This is a genomic window from Pantoea sp., from assembly GCF_032114055.1.
Lineage (GTDB): Bacteria > Pseudomonadota > Gammaproteobacteria > Enterobacterales > Enterobacteriaceae > Pantoea.
In genome coordinates, this window is sequence record NZ_DAMCTB010000012.1 from 103,592 (window position 1) to 115,141 (window position 11,550).

Here is an 11,550-nt window from a genome sequence, read left to right on the forward strand (position 1 = left end):
GCCCTGATGGGCGGTTTTTTGTTTTAAAAACTGTGGGAAAAATTATGTTTGATATCGGTGTAAACCTGACCAGCACGCAATTCGCCGCCGATCGGCAAAAGGTGGTTAAACGCGCGCGTGATGCGGGCGTCACCGGCATGCTGATTACCGGCACTAATGCGCTGGAGAGCCAGCAGGCTCAGCGACTGGCTGAAGATCAACCGGGCTTCTGCTGGTCTACTGCGGGCGTTCATCCGCATCACGCCAGCGAGTGGTCCACGGAGATTGCCAGTACCCTGCGCCGTCTGGCAGAAAAACCGGAAGTGGTAGCCATTGGTGAGTGCGGACTCGATTTCAACCGCAATCTCTCCGCTCATGAACAGCAGGAGTATGCCTTTGACGCGCAGCTGGCGCTGGCGGCAGAACTTAATATGCCGGTGTTTCTGCACTGTCGCGAAGCCCATGCGCGTTTCGCTGCAGTCCTGGCGCCCTGGCTGCCAAAACTGCCGGGCGCGGTGATCCACTGCTTTACCGGCACGCGCGATGAGCTGGAAGCCTGTCTGGCGATGGGCTTATCGGTAGGGATTACGGGCTGGGTATGTGATGAACGACGGGGGCTGGAACTGCGCGAGCTGCTGCCGCTGATTCCAGCCGACCGCCTGCTGCTGGAGACGGATGCTCCTTATCTGCTGCCGCGCGATATGCGCCCACGTCCGACCTCGCGCCGTAACGAGCCCTGCTTTTTACCGCATATTGTGAATCAGGTGGCGACATGGCGTGGCGAGAGTGCTGAGGCGCTGGCGGCCCGCGTCGATCAGAATGCGCGGACGCTGTTCAGACTGGCTTAAACCTTGCGGAACTGCTTGTTATCGACGCTGCGCATCACCTGCTTGTTCAGCAGATTGAGCAACAGAATAGAGCGCGTTTCGCCATCCGGTTCGGCAAAGATGGCGCGCAGCCCCTCAAACGTACCTTCGGTGATCACCACTTCATCGCCGCTTTGAGGGGTTTCCGGATCCAGCAGGATTTGCGGGGCGTCGGTTTCCAGCGCTTCAATCACCGCCGACGGCACCGTAGCGGGCGCAGTGCCGAAGCGTACAAAGTGGCTGACACCACGGGTACTGCTGATCGTCGTCGTGTGAATCGCTTCAGGATCGAATTCAATAAACAGGTAATTAGGAAAGAGGGGCTCACTCACCGTGGTGCGTTTACCGCGCACAATCTTTTCCAGAGCGATCATCGGACTGAGGCAATGCACTTCCTGCCGCTCCAGATGCTCCTTCGCGCGTAATAGCTGTCCACGTTTGCAATAGAGTAAGTACCAGGATTCCATAATTGCTCCCATCGAATGGACGCTAAGAATAGCAAACCTGCTGCCAGAGTTATAGCGCAGGGGCAGCGTAAAGCGCCCCCGGACGAAAATAAACTGAGACTTTTCCTAACCTGCCGGATCGCGGCAGAAATGGCGACGGGAAATTGACGTCTGCCACCGCGCTGTATCAGACTCAGTATCCATCACGGCGGCTGTCGTATAAACCTCAGCATCTCCGCCTAATCAGACCTATAATGGCCGATTCACTCTGGCCGGAAAGTTAAAGCCGCATGAAATATCACGATTTAAGAGACTTTCTCGCGCTGCTCGAACAGCGCGGAGAGCTAAAGCGCATTACCCAGTCGATCGATCCCGAACTGGAGATGACCGAAATTGCCGACCGCACCCTGCGCGCTGGTGGTCCCGCTCTGCTGTTTGAAAACCCGAAAGGGTATGACATGCCGGTGCTGTGCAACCTGTTTGGTACGCCAAAGCGCGTAGCCATGGGCATGGGCCAGGAGGATGTCAGCGCCCTGCGCGAAGTGGGTAAGCTGCTGGCTTTCCTGAAAGAGCCGGAGCCGCCAAGAGGCTTCCGCGATCTGTTCGACAAGATGCCGCAGTTTAAGCAGGTGCTGAATATGCCGACCAAACGACTGCGTAATGCACCCTGTCAGGAGGTGGTGTTCAGCGGCGATGAGGTCGATCTGACGCGCATCCCGGTGATGCGGTGCTGGCCAGGCGATGCGGCTCCGCTGATTACCTGGGGCCTGACCGTGACGCGCGGACCGCACAAAGAGCGGCAGAATCTCGGCATCTACCGCCAGCAGGTGATTGGCAAAAACCGGCTGATTATGCGCTGGCTGTCGCACCGTGGCGGCGCGCTTGATTATCTGGAGTGGACAAAGGCGCATCCGGGTGAGCGTTTTCCGGTGTCTGTGGCGCTGGGTGCCGATCCCGCCACTATTCTCGGCGCCGTGACGCCGGTGCCGGATACCCTGTCAGAATATGCTTTCGCCGGTCTGCTGCGCGGTAATAAAACCGAAGTAGTGAAATGTCTGTCGAACAATCTCGAAGTCCCCGCCAGCGCGGAAATCGTGCTGGAAGGGTATATCGAAGCGGGGGATATGGCGCCCGAAGGCCCTTACGGTGACCATACCGGCTACTACAATGAAGTGGATAGCTTCCCGGTCTTCACCGTCACGCATATTACGCAGCGTCGTCAGGCCATCTATCACTCCACCTACACAGGCCGTCCACCGGATGAGCCCGCTGTGCTGGGTGTGGCGCTGAACGAAGTGCTGGTGCCGATTCTGGTGAAGCAGTTCCCGGAAATCGTGGACTTCTATCTGCCGCCGGAAGGATGCTCATACCGGCTGGCGGTCGTCACCATCAAAAAGCAGTACGCAGGACACGCTAAACGTGTCATGTTTGGCGTCTGGTCGTTTTTACGGCAGTTCATGTACACCAAATTTGTTATTGTGTGTGACGATGATGTTAATGCGCGTGACTGGAACGATGTGATCTGGGCGATCACGACGCGAATGGATCCGGCCCGCGATACGGTATTAGTGGAAAATACCCCGATCGATTATCTCGATTTTGCTTCACCCGTCTCCGGACTGGGATCGAAGATGGGGATGGACGCGACCAATAAGTGGCCGGGTGAAACGCAGCGCGAATGGGGCACCCCCATCGTCAAGGATCCTGCGGTGACCGCGCGCATTGATGCTATCTGGGATGAGCTAGGTATTTTTGATCAGCCGCCACAGCGTTGATGGCGAGCACAACCATAAAGACGACCCGACAGAGGGAACGCATGACAACGTTAAGCTGTAAAGTAACTTCGGTTGAGGCGATTACCGACACGGTCTATCGCGTTCGCCTGATCCCGGAAGCGGAATTCACCTTTCGCGCGGGACAGTATCTGATGGTAGTGATGGATGAGCGTGACAAGCGTCCCTTCTCACTGGCCTCCACGCCAATGGAAAAAGAGATCATCGAGCTGCATATCGGCGCCTCCGATCTCAATCTCTACGCCATGGCTGTCATGGATCGGATCCGCAACGATCGTCAGATCACGGTCGACATCCCGCATGGCGATGCCTGGCTGCGCGAAGAGAGCAGCAAGCCGCTGATCCTGATTGCAGGCGGCACCGGCTTCTCCTATGCCCGTTCAATTCTGCTGACGGCGCTGGCGGAACAGCCTGAACGCGATATCGCCATTTACTGGGGCGGACGTGAACTCAAGCATCTGTACGATCTGGATGAGCTGAACGCGCTGGCGGTGAAGCATCCGAATCTGAAAGTCATTCCGGTAGTCGAGCAGCCTGAAGCGGGCTGGCAGGGTCGTTCAGGTACGGTGCTGACGGCAGTGATGCAGGATTTCAGCACGCTGAGTGAGCACGAAATCTATATCGCCGGTCGTTTTGAGATGGCGAAGATTGCCCGCGATCGCTTCTGTGCCGAACGCGGCGCCGTGGAATCACAGATGTATGGCGATGCGTTTGCCTTTATCTGAGGCCAGGTAGCGGCCGGCTGCAGACAGAAAAAACCCGCCGGTAACGGCGGGTAAATCTGACAAAGTAAGACTCAACGTATTACAGACGTTCGAACACGGTGGCGATCCCCTGGCCCAGCCCGATACACATGGTGGCCAGACCAAAACGGGCATCCCGTCGTTCCATAATATTCAGCAGCGTCGTACTGATGCGTGCGCCTGAGCAGCCGAGCGGATGGCCCAGGGCGATCGCGCCGCCGTTCAGATTCACCTTCTCATCCATTATTTCCAGCAGACCCAGATCTTTGATGCAGGGCAGCGTCTGCGCGGCAAAAGCTTCGTTCAGCTCAAAGACATCAATATCGCTGACCTTCAGTCCCGCCCGTTTCAGTGCCAGCTTACTAGCCGGAACCGGCCCGTAGCCCATGATTGACGGATCGCAGCCTGTCACTGCCATACTGCGAATACGGGCGCGGGGTGTCAGCCCCAGTTCACGGGCACGTGATTCGCTCATGACCAGCATCGCGGCTGCCCCATCTGACAAGGCCGACGAGGTACCGGCTGTCACGGTGCCATTCACCGGATCAAACGCCGGCTTCAGTGCGGCGAGACCTTCTGCGCTGGTTTCCTCGCGGATCACCTCATCGAACGTATAGCGTTTAAGGATGCCGTCGCTGTCATGGCCATAAGTCGCAACAATTTCGTTGGCAAAGTCTCCGCGCTGCGTCGCCTGCCAGGCGCGCTGATGCGAGCGCAGGGCGAACGCATCCTGCTGCTCCCGGCTGATATGATGCATACGCGCCAGCATTTCGGCGGTCAGGCCCATCATGCCTGCCGCTTTTGCCACGGTGCGACCCAGGCCGGGATGAAAGTCGACGCCGTGACTCATCGGCACATGCCCCATGTGCTCCACGCCTCCAATCAGGCAGCACTGCGCATCACCGACCATAATGGTGCGGGCCGCGTCGTGCAGCGCCTGCATAGAGGAGCCACATAACCGGTTAACGGTTGTAGCCGGCACCGAATGCGGTATTTCGGCCAGCAGCGCGGCGTTACGCGCGATATTAAATCCCTGTTCCAGCGTCTGCTGAACGCAGCCCCAGACAATATCGTCCAGCGATGCCGGATCCACCGCCGGGTTGCGGCTCAGGATTTCGCGCATCAGATGCGCGGAGAGATCTTCAGCACGGACATGACGAAAGGCGCCGCCTTTTGAGCGGCCCATCGGCGTACGCACCGCATCAACAATCACCACATTTTCCATTTTTATGCCCTCAGGCGCTTTTCAGCGCGGCTTCGTCAATCGGTTTGGCGGCGGGATACCAGCTTTCATGCTGATGGGCTTTCTGTACCAGCAGCGCGGGCAGGACGTACAGGCCACCGAGCGCGCTGTAGCGCCGGGCCTGATCAACGACGTTACTGTTGCCCAGCGTATCGAGGTAGCGGAACGCCCCGCCACGGAAAGGCGGGAAGCCGAGACCGTAAACCAGCGCCATATCGGCTTCTGCAGGCGAAGCGATGATCTTCTCTTCCAGGCAGCGCACGACCTCATTCAGCATCGGCAGCATCATACGGTTCAGGATCTCTTCATCGCTGAAGAGCCGTGCAGGCTGGCAGACCTGCTGCAGCAGCGTATCCACCTCTGCATCTGACACTTTTTTCAGCTTGCCCTTTTTATCATCTTCCCAGCGCCAGAAGCCTTTGCCATTTTTCTGGCCAAAGCGCCCGGCTTCGAACAGCAGGTCGATTGCATCGCGGTAATCATGCTTCATCCGATCCGGGAAACCCTCAGCCATTACGCTTTGCGCGTGGTGCGCGGTATCAATGCCGACCACATCCAGCAGCCAGGATGGTCCCATCGGCCAGCCGAACTGTTTTTCCATGACCTTATCGATCTGACGGAAGTCGGCACCGTCGCGCAGCAGCAGGCTGAACGCGGCGAAGTAGGGGAACAGCACCCGGTTAACGAAGAAGCCGGGGCAGTCATTGACCACAATCGGGGTTTTTCCCATCCGGCTGGCCCAGGCCACCACTTTACTCAGCGTCGCTTCGCTGGTTTTCTCGCCGCGCACCACTTCAACCAGCGGCATACGCGGCACCGGATTAAAGAAGTGCATGCCACAGAAGTTTTCCGGGCGCTGCAACGCCTGAGCCAGCTGGCTGATCGGGATCGTGGAGGTATTAGAGGCGAGAATCGCATCCTCACGCAGATGCTTTTCGGTTTCAGCCAGCACGCGGGCTTTGACCTGCGGGTTCTCTACCACCGCCTCAACCACCACATCAGCCTGGTCAAAACCGGCGTAGTCCAGGGTTGGCTGGATGGTGGCGATCACGCTGGCGAGTTTATTACCGTCGATTTTGCCGCGCGCCAGCAGCTTATTGAGCAGCTTGCTGGCTTCGTTCATCCCCAGCGTTAACGCCTGCGGATTAATGTCTTTCATTCTGACCGGCACACCTTTCCACGCAGACTGGTAGCTGATGCCACCTCCCATGATGCCTGCGCCCAGCACCGCGGCCTGAGCGGGCGCGCCGCTTTCGGCGGCACGCTTTTTCGCCAGACTTTTGACGTATTGATCGTTGAGAAAGATGCCGACCAGGGCACGCGCTTCATCAGACTGCGCCAGCGGCACAAACGCGGCGGTTTCAAGTTTCAGTGCGTCGTCACGGCCCAGCGTGGCTGCTGCTTCGATGGTTTTCACGGCCATCAGCGGCGCGGGATAGTGTTTACCGGCAGTCTGCATCACCATCGCTTTGGCGATCGTAAAACTCATAGCCGCTTCGATCGGGCTGAGTTTTAACGGCGCCAGCTTAGGCGCGCGGCGCGCGCGCCAGCTGCCATCGCTGGCCGCGGCTTTGAGCATGGTGATGCCCGCCTCGTGCAGTTTTTCACGGGTAACGACCGCGTCGACCAGACCGAGTTTAAGGGCTGCGGCCCCGTCAACATCTTTGCCTGCGGCGATGATCTCCAGCGCGCTATCGGCGCCCAGCAGGCGCGGCAACCTGACGCTGCCGCCAAAGCCTGGCATGATGCCGAGTTTTGTCTCCGGCAGACCGATGCGGGCGTCCGCGGTGGCGATACGCAGATCGGTTGCCAGCACGCATTCACATCCTCCGCCCAGTGCATAGCCGTCAATGGCGCACAGGGTCGGCACCGGCAGATCTTCCAGACGGTTAAAGATGCTGTTGGCGTAGCTCAGCCACTGGCTCAGCTTTTCGGTCGGTGCATTAAACAGCGAGAGAAACTCGGTGATATCCGCGCCGACAATAAAGGCGGGTTTAGCGGAGCTCAGCAGCAGGCCGCGCAGGTCGGGCTGCTGTTCCAGTACGGCGATCGCCTCGCCCAGACTGGCGACAGTCTGCGTATCAAGCTTGTTGACCGAGCCGGCAGCGTCAAAAACCAGTTCGGCGATGCCATCGTCCAGCCAGTGAAGAGTAAGGTTAGCGCCTTGGTAGAGCATGTGCGTCTCCTGAAACCGCGAAAAGTGATCTGGTCATACCAGATGATCGTGAGTGTGGGAGTGATGTTAATCTTTTGCAAACGAGTCTTTGCTTATTTGCTAACAAGATCACAGCTGCGCCAGCTTCGTCATCTGTGCAAGGGGTGTGCTAAACTGCGGCCATTTCGCGACACTGGAGAGACGGCAATGGATTCACTGAAGACCTTGTATCACGCGCATATCGCCACGTTGCAACAACGGGCGCAGCAGGTGCTGGCACGCAATAAACTGGATGCGATGTTGATCCATTCCGGTGAGCTGTTGACGGTGTTTCTGGATGATCACACCTACCCCTTTAAGGTGAACCCCCAGTTCAAAGCCTGGGTTCCGGTGACGCAGGTTCCAAACTGCTGGTTATGGATCGACGGGGTGAACAAACCGAAACTCTGGTTCTACTCGCCGGTGGATTACTGGCATAACGTCGAGCCGCTGCCGGAGAGCTTCTGGACCGGCGATGTCGAGGTTATCGGCCTGAAAAATGCGGATGAGATCGGGCAGTTGCTGCCTGCGCAGCGCGACAACGTCGCCTATATCGGCCCGGTCAGTGCGCGCGCCACCCAGCTCGGCATCGCTTCGGGCAATATCAACCCCAAAGCGGTTATCGACTTCCTGCACTTCCACCGCAGCATCAAAACAGATTATGAGCTGGCCTGTATGCGCCAGGCGCAGAAGCTGGCCGTTGCGGGCCATCGGGCAGCGAAAGAGGCCTTTTCGGCGGGTTTGAGCGAGTTCGACATCAATCAGGCCTACCTGACTGCAACCGGACACCGCGATACCGATGTGCCCTACGGCAACATCATTGCGCTGAATGAACATGCCGCGGTGCTGCACTACACCCGACTGGATCATCAGCCGCCTGCGAAGCGCCACAGCTTTCTGATTGACGCCGGCGCCGAGTATCTGGGCTATGCCGCCGATCTGACCCGCAGCTATGCCGCGCAGAGCAGTTCCCTCTATGCGAGAATGGTGGAGGCGATGAATGCTGAAGAGCTGGCGCTGATTGCCACGCTGAAACCCGGCGTGCGTTACACCGATTATCATCTCCAGATGCACCATCGTATTGCGAAGATGTTGCTTAAGTTCGAGCTGGTTCGTGGAATCAGTGAAGAGGCGCTGGTGGCTGAAGATCTGACCGGGCCGTTTATGCCGCACGGTCTGGGGCATCCTCTGGGTCTGCAGGTACACGATGTGGCCGGTTTCATGCAGGATGAGCAGGGCACCCATCTGGCTGCGCCTGCGCAGTATCCTTATCTTCGCTGCACGCGCGTACTGCAACCGGGCATGGTGTTAACCATTGAGCCGGGCTTCTATATTATTGACTCACTTCTGGCACCGCTGCGCGAAGGGCGTTTCAGTCAGCACTTTAACTGGCAGGCGATCGATGCGCTTCGGCCTTATGGCGGCATTCGCATCGAGGATAATGTGGTGATCCATGCGCACCGCGTTGAGAACATGACCCGCGATCTGCATCTGGCCTGATATGGAGGCCTTTGATATTCCCGCTGTGCCAGTGAGCAGCAGCGAAGAGACGATTAAAAAGAGTCGCTTCATTACGCTGCTGGCGCACACCGAGGGCGCAGAGGCGGCGCGTGCTTTTGTTCAGCAGGTGAAAAGCGAGCATCCCACCGCCCGGCATCACTGCTGGGCCTGGGTCGCGGGCGCGCCGGATGATTCTCAGCAGCTCGGTTTCTCTGATGATGGTGAGCCGTCAGGCACGGCGGGGAAGCCGATGCTGGCGCAGCTGATGGGCGCCGGTATTGGTGAGATTACTGCCGTGGTGGTGCGCTATTACGGCGGCATCATGCTGGGAACCGGCGGCTTAGTGAAAGCCTATGGCGGCGGCGTTCAGCAGGGCCTTAAGCAGTTGCCACGACAGCGCAAGGTGCCGATGAAATACTTTACTCTGCAATGCGATTATCCGCAGCTGAGTGATATCGAACGACTGGTACAGCGTTTCGACGCTAAGGTGACAGAGAGCGACTATCAGGATCGTATTGCGTTGACGCTGGCCGTACCCTACGGGCAGATCGACGGTTTCAAACAAAATCTGTCAGACTTTAGCCGGGGAGCCTTATCGCTTATCCCGCTCACACCCTGATCTTCATCTCTTTTATTTAAAGGAACGGCTGAATGCACTTTCGCGCCATTACCCGTATCGTCGGTCTGCTGGTCATCCTCTTCTCAGTGACGATGATTTTGCCTGGCCTGGTCGCATTGATCTATCGCGATGGCGCAGGGCGGGCGTTCAGCCAGACCTTTATGATGGCGCTGGTGATCGGCTCGCTGCTGTGGTGGCCGAACCGCAAAAAGAAAACCGAGCTTAAGCCGCGGGAAGGGTTTCTGATCGTTGTGCTGTTCTGGACGGTGCTGGGCAGCGTAGGGGCAATGCCCTTTATTTTTGCCGAGCAGCCACATCTTTCGGTGACGGATGCGTTCTTTGAATCGTTCTCGGGCCTGACGACCACCGGCGCCACGACGCTGGTGGGACTGGACTCGCTGCCTAAAGCGATTCTCTTCTACCGGCAGATGCTGCAGTGGCTGGGCGGGATGGGGATCATCGTGTTAGCGGTGGCGATTCTGCCGATTCTGGGCGTCGGCGGCATGCAGCTCTATCGTGCTGAGATGCCGGGGCCGTTAAAGGATAATAAGATGCGGCCGCGAATTGCTGAAACGGCTAAAACCCTCTGGCTGATTTACGTTCTGCTGACGGTCGCCTGTGCGCTGGCGTTATGGCTGGCAGGTATGCCGGCGTTTGATGCCATCGGCCACAGTTTCTCAACCATCGCTATCGGCGGCTTCTCAACCCACGATGCCAGCATCGGCTATTTTAACAGTGGCACGATCAACACGATTGTGGCGGTGTTTCTGCTGATCTCAGGCTGTAACTACGGCCTGCACTTTGCCATGCTCAGCGGACGTAATCCGCGTGTCTACTGGCGCGATCCGGAGTTCCGTATGTTTATTGGTGTGCAGCTGACGCTGGTGCTGATCTGTACGCTGGTGCTCTGGTTCCATAATGTGTACTCAGATGGCTGGCAAACGCTGAACCAGGCTTTTTTCCAGGTGGTTTCCATGGCCACAACGGCGGGATTCACTACCGACAGCATCTCACGCTGGCCGCTGTTCCTGCCGGTTCTGCTGTTGTGCTCTGCCTTTATCGGCGGATGTGCCGGTTCTACCGGCGGTGGCCTGAAGGTGATCCGCATCCTGCTGCTGTGCAAGCAGGGCAACCGTGAACTTAAACGTCTGGTTCACCCGAATGCGGTCTACACCATTAAGCTGGGCAATCGTGCGCTGCCGGAGCGTATCCTCGAAGCCGTATGGGGATTCTTCTCGGCCTATGCGCTGGTGTTTCTGGTCAGTATGCTGGCGATCATTGCTACGGGCGTCGACGACTTCTCGGCGTTTGCCGCCGTCGCCGCCACCCTGAACAACCTCGGGCCAGGCTTAGGGGTAGTCGCTGATAACTTCACTTCGATGAATGACGTAGCGAAATGGATACTGATCTCAACTATGTTATTTGGACGCCTCGAGGTATTCACCTTGCTGGTGCTGTTCACACCGACCTTCTGGCGTGAATAATAAATAAGGATGCTGAAATGAAAGCACTGATTCTCTATTCGACCCGTGACGGACAAACGCAGAAAATTGCCTCTTCGCTTGCTGAAACGATCCGTCAGCAGCAACCCTGTGACCTGATGAACATTCAGGATGGGCCTCAGCCTGTTTGGGCAGACTACGATCGCGTGCTGATCGGCGCCTCCATCCGCTACGGTCATTTTCAGCCGACCGTCGACACCTTTGTGAAGCAACATCTTCAGGCGCTACAGCAGCGTACCAGCGGATTCTTCTCCGTTAACCTGACGGCACGTAAACCGGAGAAGCGTTCTCCCGAGACGAATGCCTATACCCGGAAGTTCCTGGCGGCGTCGCCGTGGCAGCCCGATTGCTGCGCCGTATTTGCCGGAGCGCTCTACTATCCGCGCTATCGCTGGTTTGATCGTGTCATGATTCAGCTGATTATGCGGATGACCGGTGGAGAAACTGATTCGACGAAAGAAGTCGAGTACACAGACTGGGCGCAGGTCCGTGCTTTTGCTCAGCAATTTGCACAGTTACCAGGCAAATCGTAGCGAAATAACGCGATTTGATGAAAATTACTTCGAACGGTAATCTTTTTGCAATAAACGCTTGTCAGGCCGCGCGAACGCCCTATAATGCGCCTCCATCAACACGGCACACCGGCAACGGGAAACGCGCTGAGA

Annotated in this window: 10 protein-coding genes; 7 read left to right on the forward strand and 3 right to left on the reverse strand. The window is 57.6% G+C overall.

The window, feature by feature from the left end:
• Positions 1-44 precede the first annotated feature (44 nt).
• A complete protein-coding gene (gene tatD / locus RT657_RS17330) occupies positions 45-827 on the forward strand; it encodes a 3'-5' ssDNA/RNA exonuclease TatD (RefSeq protein WP_313655944.1) in 783 nt (260 codons plus the stop codon).
• Here the strand turns inward: tatD and rfaH are convergent.
• Complete coding sequence (gene rfaH, locus RT657_RS17335) at positions 824-1,312, reverse strand: transcription/translation regulatory transformer protein RfaH (protein WP_313655945.1); 489 nt, start codon at positions 1,310-1,312, stop codon at positions 824-826. The two genes, tatD and rfaH, sit on opposite strands and share 4 nt — an antisense overlap.
• A gap of 269 nt (positions 1,313-1,581) precedes the next feature.
• On the opposite strand from rfaH, the gene ubiD reads away from it, so the two are divergent.
• Both ubiD and fre read left to right on the forward strand, forming a co-directional pair.
• Complete coding sequence (gene ubiD, locus RT657_RS17340; RefSeq protein WP_111139741.1) at positions 1,582-3,066, forward strand: 4-hydroxy-3-polyprenylbenzoate decarboxylase; 1,485 nt, start codon at positions 1,582-1,584, stop codon at positions 3,064-3,066.
• Between the two features lie 41 nt (positions 3,067-3,107).
• Positions 3,108-3,809, forward strand: a complete 702-nt coding sequence (fre, locus tag RT657_RS17345; protein WP_313655946.1) for an NAD(P)H-flavin reductase — start codon at positions 3,108-3,110, stop codon at positions 3,807-3,809.
• A 79-nt stretch (positions 3,810-3,888) separates the two neighbouring features.
• Here the strand turns inward: fre and fadA are convergent, their stop codons facing one another.
• Both fadA and fadB read right to left on the reverse strand, forming a co-directional pair.
• On the reverse strand, positions 3,889-5,052 hold the full coding sequence (gene fadA / locus RT657_RS17350) for an acetyl-CoA C-acyltransferase FadA (protein WP_313655947.1): 1,164 nt from the start codon (positions 5,050-5,052) through the stop codon (positions 3,889-3,891).
• 10 nt (positions 5,053-5,062) lie between these two features.
• Complete coding sequence (gene fadB, locus RT657_RS17355; protein WP_313655948.1) at positions 5,063-7,246, reverse strand: fatty acid oxidation complex subunit alpha FadB; 2,184 nt, start codon at positions 7,244-7,246, stop codon at positions 5,063-5,065.
• A gap of 186 nt (positions 7,247-7,432) precedes the next feature.
• Here fadB and pepQ point away from each other — a divergent pair, with 186 nt between their 5' ends.
• Genes pepQ through hemG form a run of 4 tightly spaced genes read left to right on the forward strand, consistent with a single transcriptional unit; the run spans position 7,433 to position 11,418 of the window.
• Positions 7,433-8,764: a Xaa-Pro dipeptidase gene (gene pepQ, locus RT657_RS17360; RefSeq protein WP_313655950.1), complete on the forward strand. Its 1,332-nt coding sequence runs from the start codon at positions 7,433-7,435 to the stop codon at positions 8,762-8,764.
• Position 8,765: 1 nt separating this feature from the next.
• Positions 8,766-9,383 carry an IMPACT family protein gene (locus RT657_RS17365; RefSeq protein WP_128086374.1) on the forward strand — a complete coding sequence of 206 codons (618 nt, stop codon included), beginning with the start codon at positions 8,766-8,768 and terminating at the stop codon, positions 9,381-9,383.
• Positions 9,384-9,415: 32 nt separating this feature from the next.
• On the forward strand, positions 9,416-10,867 hold the full coding sequence (gene trkH / locus RT657_RS17370; RefSeq protein ID WP_313655952.1) for a Trk system potassium transporter TrkH: 1,452 nt from the start codon (positions 9,416-9,418) through the stop codon (positions 10,865-10,867).
• A 17-nt stretch (positions 10,868-10,884) separates the two neighbouring features.
• Complete coding sequence (gene hemG / locus RT657_RS17375) at positions 10,885-11,418, forward strand: menaquinone-dependent protoporphyrinogen IX dehydrogenase (protein WP_313655953.1); 534 nt, start codon at positions 10,885-10,887, stop codon at positions 11,416-11,418.
• Positions 11,419-11,550 lie beyond the last annotated feature (132 nt).